Source organism: Asaia astilbis JCM 15831, from assembly GCF_000613845.1.
Classification (GTDB): Bacteria; Pseudomonadota; Alphaproteobacteria; order Acetobacterales; family Acetobacteraceae; genus Asaia; species Asaia astilbis.
Window position 1 is genome coordinate 88,618 of the sequence record NZ_BAJT01000007.1, and the last position, 20,032, is coordinate 108,649.

The following is a 20,032-nucleotide window of genomic DNA, read 5'->3' on the forward strand; positions in this document are numbered from 1 at the left end:
AGCGGACTGAATTTCGTTAGACGGGTTTTCGGAACTTAGCCATGGGGGCGACAGATGAAATCGACCTGAGGGAAGAGTGTTTGCAATAAAAAATCACGTGAAAGTGAGGTGGTTTATAGGTCACATGGCCGCCAAGAAGACAGGAGATCACTCCAGCTGATGTTTGGGACTTAAAATGACGAAGACCCGCTCGGGCTTTTTCTGGGCTTGGCCCACGATTTTCCCGTTCATGTTCAATGGGCGTGAAGGTGGCGCAAGCCTCCCCCTTATCACTCCTTGCTGCATTATACTTGCCTCTGCGACGTTTTTTGCTCCGTTCAGCAGTGCGGGCGCAGTCACTCCTCAAACAACGGGAGAGAGCACCGACACCCCTCAGCAGACCTCTCAGCAGACGAGCAAACGGGTGCATCTGCCGCGGCGCGGCATGGGGCCGCAGGCGCGTGGTGTTCGCCGTCCGGAGCCGCCCCAACCGGAAGTTCCAAAAGAGACGCCCAATACATTCTGGAGCGGCCTGAAAACCCATATGACGGTCGAAGCGGGGATTGCGGCCAATCCCTGGACCAAATCGGCACGCAATTTCGGCCAGTTCTATCTCGATCGAGCGAATACCGTGACGCTCAATCAAATTCTGGGTTCGGTCTCTCGTGATGTGGCTGATATCGGAGGAGGGTATGGCCTTGGGTTTGTTGCTGAAGCGATGTACGGATCTGACTCGCGTTTTGACGGAACGCTTGGGATGGGCGATCGCGCCCTGAGCGGAATGTATCAATGGGCGCCGACGCAGGCACATATCGATCTGCACACGCCCTGGATTTTCAAAAAGGGAATCGATTTCCAGATCGGTCAGTCTTACGGGCTCATGGGGTCCGAAGGGACTGGTGCGCTGACACGCCCGTTTTACAGCTTCGATTATTCATCAGATTTCATTGTGCCGTTTCAAACGGTGGGGATTATCGCGACCGCGCATGTGAATTCCGATCTGGACGTCATCACAGGAATCGATGCCGGAAATTCCACAACCTTCGGGAGAGCGCGCAATAACAAACGGCCCTCAGGCTATCTTGGCGTGGCGTTTGCTCACCTCATGGATGGGCGGTTGGAAGGGCACGTGATCGGGCGCGTCGGTCCTCAGGGCCATGATGGGGATCCGAGGATTTCCCCCGAAGGCTGGGCGAGTGCGGGTATCGGCTCGGCTGCTGTGCATCGCATGCAGTATAATGCAGATCTGCTGCTGACATATCACGCCAGCAAGACCTTGGCGTTCATGTTCGATGGCATCTATCTGCATGATGAAGTGCCCAATGACGATCTTTACGGTGCGACGGCCTATCTCGCCTGGGATATCAATCCGGAGCTTCAGTTCAACGCACGCGCCGAGGTGTTCAGAGACAATACCGGTGTGATGATCACGTCTTATCCGGGAACGACAGCCTATAGTAAGCAGATGCGGAACCTGCCATATCCGTTTTACGCGGCGCCTCCGACGACCTATGGAGACCTGACAGTCGGTGTTCGTTACATGCCGGGCTTCGTCAATCGTCATCTGCCTTTGGGCCAGTTCAGCATTCGGCCTGAGTTGCGTGTGGATCAGAGCCTGAACGGAACCCATCCTTTCAATCGCGAGGCGTCCTTGCCCGATCCTGTTGTTCGCAACGGGGATTCGACCATGTTCTGGTTCTCATGCGATGTGATCTGGAGCTTCTGACAGGCTTGTGACTTGTCAGGATCAGGCTGAGCGGCCGATCCGGCCAGCAGCCCACCCTCAATCGAGAGCTCAGAGCCCGTTACATAGCGCGCTTCGTCTGAGGCCAGCATGACGCAGAGTGCGGCGACTTCCTCTATCGTGCCAAAGCGCTTGAGCGGTGTATCGGCGACGAGCGCTTCCATGCGCCTGTCTCGATCAGGCCCGTCACCCAGCATGGCGTCCCATAAGGGAGTGAGGATTGCTGCCGGATGTACCGAGTTACAGCGTATGGTCCATCCTTTCTGGGCAGCGTAGAGCGCGACTGTCTTGGTATGATTGCGTATCGCGGCTTTCGATGAAGCATAGGCCGCTGCACCGGGAATTCCGACGAGGCCTGAGCGCGAGGAGATATTGATGATCGACCCCGTTCCACGCTTGCCCATGCAGCGTAGCGCGTAACGACAGCCAAGAAATGTGCCGTCGAGATTTGTGCGATGCACGTCATGCCAGTCCCGTAGGGAGACATGTTCCGGATCGTGAGGCGCTGTCCCGTTCTCAAAACCGGTTATCCCCGCATTATTGATGAGAATGTCCGGCGTCGGGCATAGCTTTTCCAGCATCTCCCAATCGTCTTCGGTGCGTACATCGAGTCGAACGAACCGGGAGGATAGGCCTCTGCTTCGCGCGACCCTGCTTCGACATCGATGTCGGTCAAAACGACTTCGCAGCCTTCTTGGACAAAATGCTTGGCAAGGCCCAGTCCTATGCCGCGTGCGGCTCCGGTGATGATGGCGCGTTTGTTCTTGAGGCGGCTCATATTTTCGTTCCGGTTTTTGGGAAATTTTTACGCTTATCAGGGAGGTGCGCAAGCCGGTCTGTGCCTTCCTCGGGTCGAGATTAGTGTAGGCTGACGCGTCAGCCGGGAAGAGCGTGATGGACGTGAAGCCCGTTTTTTTGCCAATCGACTTTCAGGAACGTCACGCCCGGCTCGTTAAGGCTGGTCCTAAAGCGTGCCTTGATGCTGTCGAAGCATTCAGAAGCGACGATGACGTAGTGGTTCGTCTTTGTTTGGCCCTGCGTGACTTGCCGGGACGTCTGATACGGGGACAGACTGCGCATCGTTTCAGTATGGAGAGTTTCACGCCTCTGGGACGCGTAGGGGACAGCGTGGTCCGCTATGGTCTGGTCGGCGCGTTTTGGCGTTGGGACTATGGCCTTGCACCTGATTGCCGAGATGCGACCCGGTTTTGGGAAGAGTCAGGCGCAGCGTGTCGCCTGTTGCTGACTTTTGAGACTGTACCCGTGACGCACGAACTGACCAGACTGGTGAGGCGCACCATGGTTTCGTGCCCGCATGGGCCAGATCGCCGCCGCATGGCGTCCTACTGGCATGCAATCCGTCCGGTGAGTGGTTTAATCAGGCGGCGAATCCTCGCCCAGCTCGCTGCTCGTGCCGAGGGTCTAGACCGGGGATCTAACTCCGTTCCTAGAGACGGGGATAATAAGGGCATCCCAGTAATACTTTAGAAACTAATTTTTGTATTAGGGGCGTTGGTCGCTGCTGCGATCCAGAGTCGGTTCATTGCGCGACTTAGTTCATAAAAAAAACAATGAACTCTTTTATTCCCGTGCGTTTAAAGATTGTTGAGAGTAAACTTTTCGTGTATCACACCGTCGTGATATTTATCGATGTCTCTTTTTAAAAATAAAAAACATCGAGAAAAGTAAAAAACAAACTTTTCCGTAATGGATATAGAATTGGCAAATAACCAGAAGAGAAGCGGTGCTACTGTGACTGGTGGCGCGACTAATTATGTCGGCAAGGGCAAAGTCACTTCTGGCGATCTCGTTTATGGTTTGAACGGGGGTACCAATCGCCCTTCGGTCAATCTTGCTTCTGGCGGAGTCATTTCCGGTGCCACCGTCCTCTCGGGTGGTGTCGCTGCTGCGGCGGCCAATGGAACCGTTTACGGTGGCACGGCCTATGAGAGCGGGTCCATTGCGGCGCTAAATCAGGCACTGTCATCAGCTCGACGATTGCATCGGGAGCAGGTCTCGCTGTCGGTAATCTTTCTGGTTACAAAGGAACACCGGCTCAGGCGATCGCTCCTCATGTCATGGCCGGAGGACACGCGATTGTCGGAGGTGGTTTCACGATCAAAGGTCAAACCTTTGCAGGCTCTGGTGTGGTCTCGGGTGGAACGTTTGACGTGGGATCGACCGAGCAGCTCGCCAGCGGCGGGACCGATAGCGGCAGCCTCTTCGGTGGGACGCAGATCGTTTCCGGGGGCGGCACCGCGTTGAAGGATATCTTCAGCGGAGGCGTCCAGCTGGTGAAAGGAGGTCTGGCTTCGGAGACCGTCGTCTCATCAGGCGGCACTGTCGTGGCGATGAGTGGCGGCAGGGTCTCATCAGTCCGCGTGGGAGAGGGGGGGACGGCGGTCGCAGGGCCCGGTGGCGTGATTATCAACCGCTCGTCCTTGCGAGAGCTGTCTCGATCGTCAGTTCGGACGGAACGGTCAGTGGCGCGACTATTGCCTCGGGTGGGTCTGAGAAGGTTCAGTCCGGCGGGGTCGTCAGCGGCGCAACAATCCAGTCTGGGGGAGAGCAAAGCGTCGAGTCCGGGGGCACAGTGTCAAGGGCGCTGGTTTCGGCGGGAGGATCGATGCTTGTGGATTCCGGGGCAACGGTTTCCAATCTCACAATCGGCGGTGCGTCTAATAGCACTGATCCGGCAGGGTTGGTGGTCGTTTCTCCTGGAGCCGTGCTGAGCAATGTCAGTGTTGGCTGGCGCGGTCGGGTCGAAATCAAGGGTCTTGCGTATCAGCCGGGCAGCAAGATCACGGTCAACAGGGGTGTTCTCCGGGTCGCTATCCTGATGGGTCCAGCTGGTCGACTCCCCTTGCGGGGTCGTACAAGGCGGCGGACTTCCATGTCGAAGCGGATAGCGATGGCAGCACCGACCTCGTTTACGACAATTGTTTTCTTGCAGGGACAATGATTCGAACCTTGGAGGGCGAGCGACCGGTTGAATCACTGCGTGTGGGTGACGCTGTCCTCGTTTCCTCGGATCAGGGACTGACCATCAGGCTGGTCACCTGGGTTGGGTCTGGCGATGTTCTTGTCGATGCATCGCGCCCCGACGATGAGGCAGGTCATCCTGTCCGGTTCCGTGCTGGCGCGATCGAGCCATCTGTTCCGGATCGTGACCTCTATATCACGGCAGAGCATAACGTCTTTTTGCGCGGCGCTCTCGTGCCTGCCCGCATGTTGGTCAATGGCGATAGCATCGCCTATGATCGGACGCGGTCGCAGTACAAGGTCTATCATTTCAGAACCGGAGATCATGCGATTATCTGGTCGAACAACATGGCGACCGAGACCTTCCTGGACGACGGAAATCTGTCAGGGTTGGTGCCTGATGCAGACTCAGCCGCTGTGGTCGCGGCATCCGAGCCGCAAGCTCTCGCAGCCCCGTTGAATGTCACGAGGGAGTTTGTCGAGCCGCTCTTCTACGATCTGGCGAGAGTGGGAGAGACGCTAGCTGAGAGTGCCCCGAAACCGCAGAGGAGGCAGGATTCCGACATGCATCTGACCTCCGCCGATGGCCGGGTTATCAGACCGACCCGTCAAATGGATGACATGGTCGTCTTCCATGTCCCGACCGAAATTGAGGAGGTGTGGATCCGTTCCAACTCGGCGCGTCCATCCGATACTGAAGGACCTTTTGTCGACGATCGTCGCGACCTTGGTGTGCTGATCGGCGATATTCTCTTGTGGGATACGGATCACACGAGCCGTCTGGATGCCCATCTCAAGGACGAAGTTCTGGAGGGATGGTACGGTCTCGAGAGCGAACCGATGAGGTGGACAAACGGCAATGCGCGTCTCGTGCTCGGCAGTCGCAAGGTGGGCGCACCGGGCGTTCTGGGCATTCATGTCAAGGCGAGGGCGTTGTACGAGCCGGTGGTCACTGGCTAAGTTGATTTACAGACGGCTCTGTTCCTGAGGTTACGGAAAAAGCTGTTCCTGGCGGTTTAACTGTTTGCCCGAGCGTAGGGCACTGCCTCGCCGCACATGCTTTGCCTGAGTGAGTCTGAAGAGCTCCTCAGGTGGGGCCAAAGCCAGCTGACGCTGAAGAATATGCGCCGTCACATAGGCATCCGGCCCGGCACGGTGGGCCGGAGACGCCAAAGCTCGATCGAGATCGAGTTTGAGCCAGTACCGCAGGATCTGGTTTGTGTGGCGAGGTGCCTCCGGCCAGAGTTTTTGCCCGATACGCAGCGTGCAGAGCCAGGGAAGTTCCTGAGTTATGGAGTCCGTTAGAAAATAGCGCTCGAAGGCAATATGATGCGCGGCCAGCATGTCTGGCGTTGGGGCCCGGTGCACGAGAGCTGCCAGTGTCTCTGGTGTTGCCCGAGGGAGATCAGACGCGAAATCCTTTTCCATCAGATGATGAACGGCCTGTGTTTCGGGCGTCAGCGGGGCATTGGGCAGAAAAAGTTGAGTGTGAGGCGCTCGATCTGCCAGCCTTCCTTACTCGAGATAAGATCGACAGAACCGAATTCGATGACTTCGGAAGAGCCGGGATGATTTCCCGAAGTTTCGAGATCGATAACACGCAGGCGCATGAAGTTGTTGAGATCCCTAGGTTTATAACGGACGCAACTTGGAAACGTGTCATCGTTGCTTGGGGTCGCTAAAAATAAGACAGAAAAACTGTAACGAGATCGTATTTATCCCAACTTTCCATAGCGAATGACGTTTAGGTCAGCAGGGAACGCGTCCGCCTCGAGGCGCCTCATTCTTTCATGACGATGCCAGATTGACGCCATCTTCCCTTGATGTCCTGTAAAAAAGGAGAGGGTTATGAGCCAGAAACCGACATCCCCCCACAAAGATGTTCCTCCCCTCGACCAGGAGGTCCAATCAGAGCCTCCTGTCTCGCGTGATGTAAAGACCGACGATCACGGTGCGTTTCGTGTCCACGTCCAGCTTCTGGGACAGGAATGGTCTCGGACACCTTGAGCGCTCTCTTGAGAGGGCGTTTTCTCTCTTCAAGCGATGGATGCGGAGGTCGGGCGTAGATCCGAGATCGAAGAATCTGCCCTGTGCCACCAGAATAAGGCAGCGTCTCCCTCTGTTGAGGGAGGTAGGCTTCAGGACCGCCGGTTATTTTCACAGTGTTGGTCGGAGTCTCTTCCAGCGTCAGGCTCGTACACCGGAGCAGATCGCCTTCCGCGAGCAGAATTGCCTGCAATTTGGCGTAGAGAAGTGCCGCCATCAATTCGGTTGTTGGATCACCGGGAGTAACGACAAGTCTGTCTGCACGCTGGGGTTCGTTTTGCAGAAACCAGTCGAGCAGTGGATCTGTCGAGGAAATCTGGAAGGCATGATCCAGCCGTGTATCGATAAACGCATGCCATCGTGCTTTTGCCTCGGCAAAAGGGACGACCATGTTGCGCGCGCCATCAAGGCGAGCCGGTTGTTTGGCTTCCAGCGTTACCGTGACGAACTCATTATGCCCGTGTGGAATGGCGCAGCGCTCCGAACTACCGGTGATCAGCCGGTGGCCCATGCTGAAACGGCGGGTAAAGCTGAGTTCAAGCGCTGACATAGCTTGACCATCCCTTGGCTCGCAGATCACAGGCCGGGCAGGTACCGCACCCATAGCCCCAGTCATGACGATGGGTTCTGTCGCCCAGATAGCAGCTATGGCTATCATGGTTGATCGTGGAAACGAGGTCTTGGCCGCCAAGTGTTTCGGCGAGGCGCCATGTGTCAGCCTTGTCGAGCCACATCAGGGGCGTGTGCAGGACAAAGCGCGTTTCCATACCGAGGTTGAGGGCAACCTGGAGCGCCTTGATCGTGTCGTCGCGACAATCGGGATAGCCTGAATAATCGGTCTCGCAGACGCCGGTGACGATGTGGCGTGCGTTGCGTCGCACGGCAAGCGTCGCGGCAAAACTCAAAAAGAGCAGGTTGCGGCCCGGCACGAAGGTTGAAGGCAGACCGTTTTCATTCATCTCGATGGCTGCTTCGCGTGTCAGTGCCGTGTCCGAGATCTGACCCAGCACAGACAGATCGAGGGTATGGTCCTCTCCCAGCCTGTCACGCCATTCGGGCTTCGCCTCGATCAGGGATTCACGCAGTGTGTCCCGGCATTCCAGCTCGATCAGATGCCGCTGGCCATAGGCAAAGCCGAGTGTCTCAACCCGGGCGAAACGGTCGAGTGCCCAAGCGAGACAGGTGGCGGAGTCCTGTCCGCCCGAGAAAAGAACGATCGCTGTAGTGTCGGAAAGCATCAGGGAATACCGATCAGCTTGTGGGTTTGCAGCGAGAGACGCCAGCGTGGATGCTCAAGGCAATAGGCCACCGCTTTTTGCGTGTTCTCAACACGCTCGGGACCGTCCATCGGTTGCAGCCAGAAATGATCGAAATCCCAGTTCTCGAACATTTCCGGATGAAGGCTTTCCTGAGGGAAAACCAGTTTCAGCTCCTGTCCGGAGCGCTGTACCAGTGTGCTGGCTGGTTTCGGGCTGATACAGATCCAGTCGATGCCTTCCGGGACTTCGATCGTGCCGTTGCTTTCAATGGCGATCTCGAAACCGGCCTTGTGCACAGCGGCGACAAGGGCCGTGTCGATCTGCAGCAGCGGTTCTCCACCCGTGAAGACAACATAGCGTCGGGCGGGATCGGCAGAGACGCTGTTCCACGAGGCGACAAGGGCGTCGGCGAGGGCGTCGGCCGTTGCGAAGCGACCGCCGCCTTCACCATCTGTGCCGATGAAGTCTGTGTCGCAAAACTGGCAGGCTGCCTTGTGACGGTCTTCTTCACGGCCTGACCAGAGATTGCATCCGGCGAAGCGACAGAACACGGAGGCGCGTCCGGCATGGGCGCCTTCTCCCTGAAGTGTCGCGAAGAGTTCCTTTACGGCGTATGGCATGCACCGCATGTCGGCGAGCTGCGCGCCTGATGCAAGTGAAAAAACACCGGGATTGCGTTCAAGGTGTTCTCTCGCGCTTTTTCCGGGTCAGGGATTGGCGGAAAGAGGGCGCTCATCAGGCTGTATTTCAGAGATGTGTTGCACGTACATCGTGTCTTTTGTCGTAATCCAGACACGATGCTGACTCAGAAAATCCGCACCGAACAGGGCGTATTCTAGGGTATCGGTGTCGATGATCGTCACATCAGCATCGCGGATCGTGAAATCCCCCAAGGTCATGGTTTCAAAACGATGATGATATGCGGTGACCTTATCGTCACCAATAGCGCTGAGATCGGTTGTTGAGTGATCGTGTTTCAGCATTTCGTCAGTGATGCCGAGCCTGTGGGCATAACGCAGAGGAAGTGTGATCCGCGACGAGCCAGTATCGAAAATGGCTTTCAGGGGCGCGCTTCCGTTGAGTTTAAACTGCAGATGGATCTTCATGTCATCGAGATTGCGCTCGATCGGCACTTTATGAGCGATGCCTTTCCAGAGTGGGGCTGGATAGGGACAGCGTTGCATGTCGAGCAACTGCATGTTGTGATTTGGCAGATCGATCACGAGGTCCGAGGCAAGCAGGATTTCGGCTCCCAGAATGCCAACCAGTGGGGGAAGAGGGGGCTTGCTGGCTTCGAACTCCATCGAGGTTAGTGCGAAAGCGTGGTTGGTGTTTGTCGCGCCTCCAAGGCCAATATCATCGACCTGAGCGATATTGGCCATTTCGGTGCCTTTGACGCCTGTAGTCCGGATCGTGGCTGCGGCATAGGTCAGATCAAAACGTTTCGCGAGGCGCTCGCTCAGCACGCTGTTGAAAGCGCCTGTGTCGACTACGAACAGCACGGGCTGCTTGTTGATGGTTGCTCTGACCACAGGAACGTTATGTGTTGTGAAGAGAGGGAGCTTCCCTATGGTACCAATGGTGCAGCTACCGTCTTTTACTGGTGCATCGCATCCTGCGACCGAAGATGCGGCCAGAATAAGGGGAAGTAGTGCAAAAGATCTCTTTTTGAAGGCAGTGGCAGATGTTTTCATTCATAAACTCATGATCTTTTGCGGTTCGTGCTGACGCTATCATTCAGACCAAAATGGATCATGTGACAGTTTTGAGTACTGCGTCACGCGATTTGTCGACATGGTCTATTCTTGCAAGCATCATGTGATCCCGATACCTCGTGAGGGGTAGCCCTATCGCCGGGGTGAGAGAGGAAGATCGATGCGTGTCAGGATTGGGAAAGCCATACTCGGCTGGGGCGCGGTCGCGCTCATTCTGTTTTCAGGGGCGAAGGTGCAGGCCAAGGGCTTCGAGGTGACGGTTCTCGGCGCCCATGGGGGGCTCGAGGATGGTAACCTGAGTGCCTATCTTCTGCGTGAGCAGGGGGCCAATGTCGGTGTGCTGCTCGATGCCGGCACGGTTCTGAACGGGATGGAAAAAGCTGACGCGGCGCATGCGTTTGACAGACTTACCCTTCCGGATGACCCAAAAACATCTCGCGCAGGCGGTCTGGTGCATCATGTCATTCAGGGTTATCTGATCAGCCATGCCCATCTGGATCACGTCGCCGGATTGATTGCCGTCTCTCCCAATGACCCGGGCAAACCCATCTATGCTCTGCCTTCTGTCCTGTCAGTTATGCAGGATGATCTCTTCAACCATCGCGTCTGGCCTAATCTGGCCGATCGGGGCCCGAAGCCGGCCCTTGGCCTGTTTCATTACCATGATCTACTTGAGGGTCAGTCCGTACCTTTGGCCGAAACAACACTGACGGTCACCTCGTATCCGCTCAGTCATGGAGGAGTGGAATCGACCGCTTTTCTGCTGAGGTCGGGGGCAGATGCACTTCTCTATCTCGGCGATACCGGTCCTGATGCGGTTGAACATAGCAATCGGCTGGAGACCTTGTGGCGGCTAATGGCCCCTTTGGTGCGGGCTCATCAGCTACGTGGATGATAATCGAGTGCTCGTACGACAATAGCAGAGCCGACGCGCAGCTCTTCGGTCACATGACACCTCTCTGGCTCCTCCGGGAACTCAGGGCGCTCAAAACCCAAGCCGGCCTCTCCATGAAAGGGTTTCCGGTTCTGGTTTCGCATATCAAGCCGGTTCTTACCCAAGGTGAGGCGGTCGAGCATCGTATCGAGGCGCAGCTTGGCGCCGGTAATGAGGAAGGGTTTCGTTTCATAATAGCCCGTCAGGGCGCGCAAATCGCGTTTCCCTGACAGCAGGCTTCTTTGGTGGACATCTCGATCAATGCTGGGCTCATTTGTCTGAATGATCGAACAGGCTTGATTTATAGATGCGTCGGACGAGCAGTGCAGCCAGAAGAGGGCCTATCGCGTAGGCAGCGAAAACGAAACAGATCATGAAGTAATCGGCCGCGTTCATCGTTCTCGCCAGGCCTTAAGCATGCTGCGGCACCCCGAATTGAAGGTCCCTACCATAGGTGAGTGGCGGGTATGGATCCAACATTCGATGATGACAACGCTGATTTTGATGGTATCGCGGAGAGCGCCGCGCGAAGCGACCCTAGGAGGGGCGCCTCCGAACGGCTAGAGCATCTGTTCAGGCCCAGTGAAGAGCGAGAAGCATGAAGACAACGCAGTCAGGGACAGGCATTCGAGAAAAGGTGCTCGACCTTTCGTCTTTGACGGGGGCGGCGCGCTTCAGGGCCGCTTTTGTCGATCTGCGCGAGGGCATCAATCTGTTGCCACTTGCTGTGACTCTGGGGTGGCTCGATATCAAGATGCGCTACCGAGGGTCGATTCTCGGCCCTTTCTGGATGACGATAACGACGGCTGTCATGGTGGCTGCCCTTGGTGTTCTCTATGCCGAGCTCTTCGGGATCGTGCTGAAGGATTATCTTCCCTTCCTCGCCCTGTCTCTCGTTCTGTGGGGCTATATTTCGACATTGATTACCGAGGCTGCTTCTGTCTTCTCCCTGCAATCGAAGCTGATCACGGCGGCGCGCATGCCGTTCAGCATGTTTGCCACTCAGGCGATCATCCGCAACTTTTTGGTGCTTGCGCATAATGCGGTTGTCGTGCTCGGTGTCTTCCTCATCTTCCATATCGTTCCGCATAAGATCTGGCTGATTGTTCCGGCGCTGGCGCTCTGGAGCCTCGACAGTCTGGCGATATTGCTTTGCCTTGGGGTGGTGGGTGCCCGTTTTCGCGATATTCCTCCCATTGTGGGATCGCTGCTTCAGGTTTTCTTTTTCATCACACCGATCATCTGGCGGCCTGAGCTGGTTGGCGCTTTGAGCGGGTGGCTGCTTCTCGACCCCTTATATCCCCTGATCGCCATTATCCGTGCGCCTCTTTTAGGGGAAAGCCTGCCGAGGCTTATCTGGGAAGCGGCGCTCGCCCATAGCGCTGTTCTTGTCGTTATTGCGACACTTGTCTTCGCCCGCTTTCGTGCCCGCATTGCTTACTGGGTTTGAGTATGACCAGAGTTTCCGTTGACCGTCTGTGCCTGCAATTTCCGGTCTATCATGCCGAAAATCGGACTCTCAAGCGTTCCATGGCTCACGCTGTCGCCAGTCGGACCGGACAGCGCGTGGGTAGTGTTCTCGTGGAGGACGCCCGTCAACGTGTGACAGTCGATGTTCTGAAGGAGATCAGCTTTTCGCTGCGCAGTGGTGAGCGTCTTGGTCTTGTAGGGGGCAATGGCGCAGGCAAAACGACTCTTCTGCGTGCATTGGCCGGTATCTACGAGCCAGTCTCGGGCCGTGTCTGCGTGCGGGGGGAGATCGGGACCCTTCTCGACACCCAGCTTGGTATGAACATGGAGTTGACTGGCGCAGAGAACGTGCGGCTTCGGTGCCTTTTTCACGGAGTGGGTCAGGCTGAAACGCGTGCCATCCTGCAGAATGTTTCCGACTTTGCGGAGTTGGGTGACTTTCTGGCCTTGCCAGTCAAGACATATAGCAGTGGCATGCTGGTGCGTCTGGCTTTTGGGCTTGCTACTGCCATCACGCCAGACGTGCTTTTTATGGATGAATGGATTCTGGCGGGAGACATCACATTTCTGGCCAAAGCACGAAAGCGGATTGAAGCGCTCGTGCAGAAATCGGATGTTCTGGTCATGTCCTCGCATCAGCCGGAGATCATCCGACAATGGTGCACGCGCCTGATCTGGCTCGATAAGGGGCAGATCCGTATGGATGGGCCTACCGACGTTGTGCTTGATGCGTATCTTCAAGGCTGAGCGCAACGACGCTCAGATCCAAGCATCAGGCGGCGTCACTGAGCGTAAACGTAGCGCGTAGATCACAATCTTCCCTATGTGGAGAAGATAGATATTTTTTATTTTGGAAAAGTGGCGCGAGTGACGGGGCTCGAACCCGCGACCTCCGGCGTGACAGGCCGGCGCTCTAACCAACTGAGCTACACCCGCATGAAGCTTTTCAGCTTCAGCAACCGTTTCGGAGGAGGCCGTAACGTCCTCGTCTTCGGTGAAGGGGGAACTACCAGCCTCACTTTCGTTTGGCAACAGCCGGAAGCGCATTTTTTTCATTTTTCTTGCCGTCCTCGCGCTCAACTCAGGAGTGGAGGGACGGCAAGAAGAAAGGGCGGCCTCAGGGGGTCTGCGGTTCGATCAGTCGATTCTGGCATGAATGCGGGGCATTGACCGGATTGCACCGCGCGACCAGCCCGGGACCGAACGTGACCGAATAGCCATGCCAGGGGGCGGGTTCGAAGCCAGGGTAGTCGGTGCTGATCAGATGCGCGCCTGAACCGAAAGCGACAGCGCGTCGCGTGAGATCGTTCTGCCTTGCTTCGATTGTGTTGGCATCTGCGCGTGTCCGCACGAGATAGCCTTGTTTCACAAGAGCGGGGATGGTCTGGGCGGCCGCCTTGTTATCGACACTCTCGCTGCCATTGCCCTTGGTCCCGACAAAGCCCTCATTGACTTCAGTAAAGGCGCAGTCCGGATCGCCGGGCTTTCCATTGGTAAAGACGATGCGATGTCTCAGGGCCGGATGGCCTTGCACATACCGTGCTGTGTCATGAGGGCGGTCGAACAGAAAAACGACCTTGCCTCTCGTCTCGGCGAGGCTCGGCCAGCCATGCTCGTGAACACCCTGATCGAGCGTCTCGGCAGAGCCACGCACCTGATCCGGTGTGACTATACCGTCTGCTCCGAAAACCGACACGAGCTCGGCATCGAGTTTGTCATAGGTGGCGGGGGTGAAGATTTCGGGTTGGGTGAAGTCGAGTTTGCCGCCTCCAAAGGGGATATCCTGCTTGGTTTCAAGATCGATGAAGACGGGCACATGGTGCGGATGCGCGTCCGACCAAGCTTGATTTCTGCCAGACAGGTGCGAAGTGGCTGACAGCTTGAACGCTGATCGATATCGACAACATGCATTACCTTGAAATCGGTGCCTTGCATGGTCTCGGGTGCTGTCGGGTCCTGATCGGGAGTGATGCCAGCCTTGCGCTCCCATTCTGGGCCCTTCGGATGGGCATAACGGCCGCCTTGAGTGTCGGCATAGATATCGATTTCAAGCTGACGCACTCCATGATCGAGCTGAGCCGTCAGCGTGCCATGACGATAATCGAGTGCAATGGCGGCTTGCGGGGAGAGCTGCGTCAGCCATTTCAGTGTCGCTGGTGAGATGTCGCGACGGTAGCTGTTATGCGTACCGATCACCTGTATCTGGTTGAGATGGATTGTCTTATCCATCGTTTCGGCATGGGCCGACCCAAGGAGTGAGGCCAGAAGAGTCAGGGGCAAGGCAGAGCGAAGGCGCATCGACAGATCCTGAAAGCGGGAAATGGAACTGTGATAAGGCCATGTCGATTTCGAACTGAATAGCGCGTCATGAAATCTTCACGGGCACTATAAAAAACCGCCACAAATAATTCACTTCGGCTTGTCACTCGGCATAGCTGTCGGAGAGGTGCATCGACCGTTTTAAGCAGAGTGCTTTAGCAGTTAGTATTCTTCGTAGCGGTCAACAGGATTGGCCAAAGGGGATGGCGCCTTTGTTAGGAAGGCAGTGCTGAGGGAGTATGTGGCTTGCAAGCTCTGGGAGGCCGAGGCGACATGGATGTGCAGATTGACGATCTCTCGAGCGTGGAGAGCCGTTCGCTTCTCGCGCTGCATCTGGAGGGGATGACTGAGCATTCTCCGGCTGCGTTCAGATTTGCGCTCGATCTGTCAGCGCTCACTGTACCCGAGGTTACGCTCTGGTCGGCACGGATCGAGGGGCGTGTTGCAGCCATTGGCGCTCTGAAAGACTTGGGTGCGGATCTGGGTGAAGTGAAGTCCATGCGGACCCATCCCGATTACCTCAAGCGGGGTGCCGCAGCGGCCATTCTGGCCACAATCATCGAGACAGCGCAGGAGCGCCCGCTCAAGCGATTATGTCTTGAGACCGGTGTCGGTCCCTCCTTCTCGGCAGCGATTGCGCTGTATCGGAAGAACGGGTTCGCGACCGGGCCAGCCTTCGGTGCCTATCAGACAAGCCCCTTCAACCAGTTTTTCCATCTTGATCTTGGAGAGGGGACGGCTGAGGGGTTTTAGCCTTTCTTATGGGGGACAGGTCGGCTTCGTTGCCGCGTCACCAGCAGCAGAAGCCACCATCGACCAGCAGGTCGACGCCCGTGCAGAAGGACGCTGCCCGTGATGAGAGGAAGATGGCCGGTCCCACCATCTCACGTGGTGTGGCAATGCGGTTCATGGGGGTGTCGTTTTCAAACACGATGACGCGCTCAGCCCATTCCGGGCGGGTGTTCATGGGGGTGGCGGTGTAGCCGGGGCTGATCGTGTTGACGCGTACACCACGCGCGGCCCATTCCATGGCGAGGCTTTTGCTGAGATGGATCACTGCGGCCTTGGAGGCGTTGTAATGCGCCTGCATCAGTCCGCGATTGACGATCACCCCCGACATGGAGGCGATGTTGACGATCGAACCACGTCCATTGGCGAGCATTGCGCGCCCTTCGGCCTGCGACGAGAGAAATACTCCTGTCGTGTTGACGTCGAGCACGCGTTGCCATTGCTCACGGCTCATCTCTTCTGCCGGTGCGGCATTGGCGATGCCTGCCGCATTCACGGCAACGGAAAGCGGGCCGAGCTCCTTTTGGGTGTCGGCAATGGCGTCGGTGAGGCTCGTTTCATCGGTTGCGTCGCCTGTGCAGACGAGGACAGAGCGCTTGAGACTGCGAATTCTGTCAGCCGTTTCCTCGAGTCCGCTGCGCGAACCGGGCAAATCGAAGCAGGCGACCGAGGCGCCAGCCTCTGCAAGACCGATGGCAATTTGCTGTCCGATACCACTGCCTGCTCCCGTTACGAAGGCGATGTCACCAGAGAGTTCGAAGAGTCCATGAAAAATATCCACTGTCATGGGCGTCGCCTCATGGCCCGCCCGGTGAGGAAGGGGCGGGAGGTCAGACACACTGACGGCTTCTGAGGCGTGTCAGAATCGCTTCGGCGCGCGCGACGACATTTTCGACCGTGAAGCCGAAATGGCGGAACAGATCCGCGGCAGGTCCGGACTCGCCGAATCCGCTCATGCCCACCACGTCTCCGTCGAGGCCGACATAACGCGCCCAGTAAGATGTGCTTGCGGCCTCAATGGCGAGCCGGGCTCGCACTGCGTCAGGTAACACAGTTTCGCGATAGGAAGCGTCCTGTGCGTCGAACGTTTCGGGTGAGGGGAGGGAGACCACACGTACGGCCAGATTTCTGGCTCGCAACGCCTTGGCTGAGTCGAGGGCGAGCGTCATTTCAGACCCTGTGGCGATCAGGATCAGATCGGGCGTGCCTGTGCAGTCGGAGAGTACGTAGCCACCGCGCCAGGCATCCCTCAGCTGCGCATCATTGCGACTTTGCTGTTGGAGCGGGAGGCGCGACAGCGAGAAGGCTGTCGGTCCGTCGAGGCGTTCGAGCGCACTCACCCAGGCAATGGTGGCCTCGACCTGATCGCAGGGGCGCCATGTCACCATGTTCGGGGTCTGGCGCAGGCTGGCCAATTGCTCGACGGGCTGATGGGTCGGACCGTCTTCGCCCAGCCCAATGGAGTCATGCGTATAGACCAGAATTTGGCGCTGCTTCATCAAGGCGGCCATGCGCACCGCGTTGCGTGCGTATTCCATGAACATCAGAAAGGTGGCGGTATAGGGAATGAAGCCGCCATGCAGGGCAACGCCACTGGCCATGGCGACCATCCCGAATTCGCGGACGCCGTAATCTACGTAATTCCCGCCAGCATCGACAGACACCGAAGAAGACCCCGACCAGCGCGTCAGGCAACTCGGGGTAATGTCGGCGCAACCGCCAAACATCTCTGGCAGATGCGGGGCAAAAGCCTCGATGGCGTTTTGGGACGCCTTGCGTGACGGGATATCCTGAGGCGCGTCCTGAAGGCTCCGGACAAGGTCGCGTGACACAGTCTCCCAATTTCGCGGGAAGCTCTTATTTTGGCGCCGCATGAATTCAGCTGCGAGCTCGGGATGGGCGTCTCTGTAGCGCGCGAACAGGTCGTTCCAGGCGGTCTCGACCTCTTTTCCTGCAGCGCGATGATCCCAGTCCCGATAGATCTCCTGAGGGATATCAAAAGCAGGGTGGGGCCAGTTCAGGCGCTCCCGGATTTTGGCGATTTCATCGGCCGGGAGCACGCCGCCATGGACCTTGTGCGTGCCTGCATAGCCTTCGGAACATCCCTGGCCGATCGTGGTGCGGCAGATAATCAGGCTCGGTCGTGTTCTTTCTTCGCGGGCCTCTTTCAAGGCCGTCAGAACGGCTTCGGGGTCGTGACCGTCAATCTCACCGATAACCTGCCAGTTATAGGCCTCGAAGCGCTTGCGCGTATCGTCAGTATAGACACCGTCAATCGGCCCGTCATTGGTGACCATGTTCCGATCATAGATCGTTATCAGCTTGCCCAGACCTAACGTTCCCGCAAGAGCGCAGGCCTCGTGCGAGATGCCCTCCATCAGACAGCCTTCACCCAGATAGGCATAGGTATGATGATCGACAATCGGCAATCCGGGACGGTTGAACTGCGCAGCCAATGTCTTTTCTGCCAGGGCCATGCCAACAGCGTTGGCAATGCCCTGACCGAGCGGTCCGGTTGTGGTCTCTATGCCGGGCGCATAACCGAATTCGGGGTGGCCGGGTGTCTTTGAGTGGAGCTGACGAAACTGTTTGATATCGTCGATGCCCAGCGCGAAGCCGGAGAGATGCAGCAGGGCATAAAGCAGCATCGATCCGTGGCCGTTGGAATAGACGAAGCGGTCCCGGTTGCACCAATCCGGATTGCCCGGATTGTAGCGCATGATGTCACGCCACAGCACTTCCGAGATATCGGCCATGCCCATTGGTGTTCCCGGGTGGCCCGACTGAGCTTTGAAAATGGCATCGATCGCAAGAATGCGGATGGCGTTGGCGCGTTGGCTACGTGTGGTCATTGGAAGACCTTCGTCTGATCCCGACTGGGGTGGGGGAGGATGTGATTTTCGTCACAGTGGAGCTTGTCTGTCTGACCGCAGGATATCTGCCTGTCTCATTTTCCGATGAGAGAAAGTATTTATAATAACAATACTTATGAGGATATTGGCTTAGACTCATTGTTATAAATCATAATTATGTGATTAAATCATGTTGTATCATCGAGATATGTTTCGAAAATCCTGATCGGTTTCTCCGAATCTCGAGAAATTTCTCATATAATCAGAAATATATCACCAAAACAGAGATGTTATTTCTCAAATATTTTGAGAAACATACCGATTCCCTCTGTTGATTATATCAACAACCGTATCAAAAATATCCCAAACTAACATCCAAGTTGGTATACATAACTCGAACTTGTGATTTGTTGACGCGTGAGACTTCAAGCAAGGAAGGGTGATCCAGGCGCGCTGCACACCAGTCGATGGCCTGATGAACAAAACAGGAGAAACACGATGGCAGGCGGGACATTCGCCGGCGACGCTCGCTCGTTAACCGGTACGTTGCAGGACATGGAGCCCAGAACCGCCGTTGAGCGGTTCGTTTCCTGGGCAGGAATTCCACCAGTCATGATCTGGGGATTTATCGGAACGCTGTTGTTCATGATCGGCGATGGGGTGGAAAGTGGGTATCTCTCCCCTTATCTCGTCTCGCTTGGCTTCCTGGAGCACGATGTTGCCGGGCTTTTCACGATTTACGGTTTGACTGCAGCGGTGTCGGCATGGGCTTCGGGCGCGCTCTCCGATATGTGGGGCAGCCGAAAGGTCATGTTGATCGGTCTGGCTATCTGGATCGTCTTTCAGATCGGTTTTCTAGGCTTTGCTCTGCCTTCAAAATCCTGGACACTCATCACGCTGTTTTACGGTCTGCGCGGTTTCGGGTATCCGCTTTTCGCGTTCGGTTTTCTTGTCTGGGTCGTCAACACGGCACCGGTGCAGAAGCTGGGGTCGGCTGTCGGCTGGTTCTGGTTCTGCTTCACGGCGGGGCTGCCCACGCTGGGTACGACAATTGCGGGTGTGCTCCTGCCGATCATTGGCGGCTATGCGACGCTTTGGGTTGCACTCAGCTTCGTTATCTTTGGTGGAGCGCTGGCGCTGCTTGGCATGAAGCGGGTCCCTCGGGTCGAGGCAGGAAAGCATGGCGCGCTCAAGACGCTTTTTCTGTCATTGGCAATCGGCTGGCAGCGCCCAAAAGTAGGTATGGGCTGCATCGTGCGCGCCATCAACTCCTCTGCCGAGTTCGGTTTTCTGGTGTTCATGCCGCTTTATTTCACCCATACGCTGCACTTCACCATGGGGCAGTGGCTGGCTGTTCTTCAGGCCATTTTCATCAGCAATATCTTCTTCAATCTTGTTCTGGGGATCATCAGCGACAAGTTGAGCTGGCGCTATACTGTCATGATCATGGGAGGGATCGGCTCGACCCTGAGCACCATGGCATTCTATTTTGCGCCGACCTTTCTCGGGCCCGACCATCTTTTTATCGTTATGGTGGCCGGCGCCTTTTACGGCATGACTCTTGCTGGCTATGTGCCGCTTTCGGCTCTGATGCCTTATCTGGCTCCTGAAAACAAAGGGGCTGCCATGTCACTGCTCAACCTTGGTGCTGGTGCGAGCGTCTGGATCGGGCCGGCAATTGTTTATATTTTCGAGCCGTCCTTTGGAGTGCTCGGCGTGATGATTGTCTATTCCGTGATCTACTTCATCAGTGCCGTTCTGACTTATTTTCTGACGCTGGATCCTGATGTTGAGGCGCATCTGCACGCAACGCGTGCGGAGGCCAGGGAGGGGGCGGCCTAGTGTTGTCCTGGTGAGATAAAACATTGGCGAGGGCGGGTTCACAGACCCGCCTTTTTTATTGCCTGCATCTAACGTGTTCGTCTCTTCGTGGATCGAAATCG

At 56.6% G+C, this 20,032-nt stretch carries 20 protein-coding genes, 1 tRNA gene and 2 pseudogenes; 10 read left to right on the top strand and 13 right to left on the bottom strand.

Annotated elements, in window-relative coordinates:
* Positions 1 to 175 precede the first annotated feature (175 nt).
* On the top strand, positions 176 to 1,705 hold the full coding sequence (locus JCM15831_RS17230; protein WP_025823678.1) for an outer membrane beta-barrel protein: 1,530 nt from the start codon (positions 176 to 178) through the stop codon (positions 1,703 to 1,705).
* On the opposite strand, the gene JCM15831_RS20950 is transcribed toward JCM15831_RS17230, so the two are convergent.
* The 3 genes from JCM15831_RS20950 to JCM15831_RS23315 form a co-directional block, all read right to left on the bottom strand.
* Complete coding sequence (locus JCM15831_RS20950) at positions 1,588 to 2,304, bottom strand: SDR family NAD(P)-dependent oxidoreductase (protein ID WP_373277617.1); 717 nt, start codon at positions 2,302 to 2,304, stop codon at positions 1,588 to 1,590. The two genes, JCM15831_RS17230 and JCM15831_RS20950, sit on opposite strands and share 118 nt — an antisense overlap.
* On the bottom strand, positions 2,250 to 2,501 hold the full coding sequence (locus tag JCM15831_RS23925) for an SDR family NAD(P)-dependent oxidoreductase (RefSeq protein WP_025823679.1): 252 nt from the start codon (positions 2,499 to 2,501) through the stop codon (positions 2,250 to 2,252). Before JCM15831_RS23925 ends, JCM15831_RS20950 begins: the two co-directional genes overlap by 55 nt.
* Positions 2,502 to 2,941: 440 nt before the next feature.
* Positions 2,942 to 3,076, bottom strand: coding sequence for a hypothetical protein (locus JCM15831_RS23315; RefSeq protein WP_269530369.1), 135 nt, complete (start codon positions 3,074 to 3,076; stop codon positions 2,942 to 2,944).
* Positions 3,077 to 3,442: 366 nt separating this feature from the next.
* On the opposite strand from JCM15831_RS23315, the gene JCM15831_RS06805 reads away from it, so the two are divergent.
* The 3 genes from JCM15831_RS06805 to JCM15831_RS06815 all read left to right on the top strand — a co-directional run bounded on the left by JCM15831_RS06805 (position 3,443) and on the right by JCM15831_RS06815 (position 5,665).
* Positions 3,443 to 3,988: a hypothetical protein gene (locus tag JCM15831_RS06805; protein WP_156938771.1), complete on the top strand. Its 546-nt coding sequence runs from the start codon at positions 3,443 to 3,445 to the stop codon at positions 3,986 to 3,988.
* 193 nt (positions 3,989 to 4,181) lie between these two features.
* Positions 4,182 to 4,685, top strand: coding sequence for a hypothetical protein (locus JCM15831_RS22535; protein ID WP_269530373.1), 504 nt, complete (start codon positions 4,182 to 4,184; stop codon positions 4,683 to 4,685).
* Entirely contained in the window at positions 4,682 to 5,665 is a 984-nt protein-coding gene (locus JCM15831_RS06815) for a Hint domain-containing protein (protein WP_025823683.1), read from the top strand. The genes JCM15831_RS22535 and JCM15831_RS06815 overlap by 4 nt, the downstream gene beginning before the upstream one ends.
* Before the next feature lie 30 nt (positions 5,666 to 5,695).
* Here JCM15831_RS06815 and JCM15831_RS17240 read toward each other — a convergent pair whose 3' ends face one another.
* The 6 genes and pseudogenes from JCM15831_RS17240 to JCM15831_RS06840 form a co-directional block, all read right to left on the bottom strand.
* On the bottom strand, positions 5,696 to 6,133 hold the full coding sequence (locus JCM15831_RS17240; RefSeq protein ID WP_051528362.1) for a hypothetical protein: 438 nt from the start codon (positions 6,131 to 6,133) through the stop codon (positions 5,696 to 5,698).
* Positions 6,134 to 6,162: 29 nt separating this feature from the next.
* Complete coding sequence (locus JCM15831_RS21415; RefSeq protein WP_156938772.1) at positions 6,163 to 6,315, bottom strand: hypothetical protein; 153 nt, start codon at positions 6,313 to 6,315, stop codon at positions 6,163 to 6,165.
* A 426-nt stretch (positions 6,316 to 6,741) separates the two neighbouring features.
* Positions 6,742 to 7,301 (bottom strand): annotated as a pseudogene (locus JCM15831_RS17245) (6-pyruvoyl trahydropterin synthase family protein).
* The gene (gene queC / locus JCM15831_RS06830; RefSeq protein ID WP_035774005.1) at positions 7,288 to 7,989 is read right to left on the bottom strand and encodes a 7-cyano-7-deazaguanine synthase QueC; all 702 of its coding nucleotides are present in this window, start codon (positions 7,987 to 7,989) and stop codon (positions 7,288 to 7,290) included. The pseudogene JCM15831_RS17245 and the gene queC overlap by 14 nt, the downstream one beginning before the upstream one ends.
* Positions 7,989 to 8,630: a 7-carboxy-7-deazaguanine synthase gene (queE, locus tag JCM15831_RS06835; RefSeq protein WP_025823687.1), complete on the bottom strand. Its 642-nt coding sequence runs from the start codon at positions 8,628 to 8,630 to the stop codon at positions 7,989 to 7,991. The genes queC and queE overlap by 1 nt, the downstream gene beginning before the upstream one ends.
* An 87-nt stretch (positions 8,631 to 8,717) precedes the next feature.
* Positions 8,718 to 9,704, bottom strand: coding sequence for a retroviral-like aspartic protease family protein (locus tag JCM15831_RS06840; protein ID WP_025823689.1), 987 nt, complete (start codon positions 9,702 to 9,704; stop codon positions 8,718 to 8,720).
* A 181-nt stretch (positions 9,705 to 9,885) separates the two neighbouring features.
* On the opposite strand from JCM15831_RS06840, the gene JCM15831_RS17250 reads away from it, so the two are divergent.
* The 4 genes from JCM15831_RS17250 (at position 9,886) to JCM15831_RS06860 (ending at position 12,876) form a co-directional block, all read left to right on the top strand.
* Complete coding sequence (locus JCM15831_RS17250; protein ID WP_156938773.1) at positions 9,886 to 10,620, top strand: MBL fold metallo-hydrolase; 735 nt, start codon at positions 9,886 to 9,888, stop codon at positions 10,618 to 10,620.
* Positions 10,621 to 10,673: 53 nt separating this feature from the next.
* A complete protein-coding gene (locus JCM15831_RS23930; protein WP_373277618.1) occupies positions 10,674 to 10,889 on the top strand; it encodes a hypothetical protein in 216 nt (71 codons plus the stop codon).
* Positions 10,890 to 11,257: 368 nt separating this feature from the next.
* The gene (locus tag JCM15831_RS06855) at positions 11,258 to 12,109 is read left to right on the top strand and encodes an ABC transporter permease (RefSeq protein WP_025823691.1); all 852 of its coding nucleotides are present in this window, start codon (positions 11,258 to 11,260) and stop codon (positions 12,107 to 12,109) included.
* A gap of 2 nt (positions 12,110 to 12,111) precedes the next feature.
* Positions 12,112 to 12,876, top strand: a complete 765-nt coding sequence (locus JCM15831_RS06860) for an ABC transporter ATP-binding protein (RefSeq protein ID WP_025823693.1) — start codon at positions 12,112 to 12,114, stop codon at positions 12,874 to 12,876.
* 112 nt (positions 12,877 to 12,988) lie between these two features.
* Here the strand turns inward: JCM15831_RS06860 and JCM15831_RS06865 are convergent.
* Positions 12,989 to 13,065, bottom strand: a tRNA-Asp gene (locus JCM15831_RS06865).
* 181 nt (positions 13,066 to 13,246) lie between these two features.
* Positions 13,247 to 14,427: pseudogene (locus tag JCM15831_RS23935) on the bottom strand (phosphatidylinositol-specific phospholipase C1-like protein).
* Between the two features lie 267 nt (positions 14,428 to 14,694).
* Here JCM15831_RS23935 and JCM15831_RS06875 point away from each other — a divergent pair.
* Positions 14,695 to 15,201 (top strand): GNAT family N-acetyltransferase, encoded by a 507-nt coding sequence (locus JCM15831_RS06875; RefSeq protein WP_232228037.1) that lies wholly within the window; start codon positions 14,695 to 14,697, stop codon positions 15,199 to 15,201.
* Between the two features lie 37 nt (positions 15,202 to 15,238).
* Here JCM15831_RS06875 and JCM15831_RS06880 read toward each other — a convergent pair whose 3' ends face one another.
* Together JCM15831_RS06880 and tkt are read right to left on the bottom strand one after the other, a co-directional pair.
* Positions 15,239 to 16,024 (bottom strand): SDR family oxidoreductase, encoded by a 786-nt coding sequence (locus JCM15831_RS06880; RefSeq protein WP_025823697.1) that lies wholly within the window; start codon positions 16,022 to 16,024, stop codon positions 15,239 to 15,241.
* Between the two features lie 43 nt (positions 16,025 to 16,067).
* Positions 16,068 to 18,089, bottom strand: a complete 2,022-nt coding sequence (tkt, locus tag JCM15831_RS06885) for a transketolase (RefSeq protein WP_025823699.1) — start codon at positions 18,087 to 18,089, stop codon at positions 16,068 to 16,070.
* A gap of 498 nt (positions 18,090 to 18,587) precedes the next feature.
* On the opposite strand from tkt, the gene JCM15831_RS06890 reads away from it, so the two are divergent.
* Positions 18,588 to 19,931 carry an MFS transporter gene (locus tag JCM15831_RS06890; RefSeq protein ID WP_198024263.1) on the top strand — a complete coding sequence of 448 codons (1,344 nt, stop codon included), beginning with the start codon at positions 18,588 to 18,590 and terminating at the stop codon, positions 19,929 to 19,931.
* Positions 19,932 to 20,032: the final 101 nt, after the last annotated feature.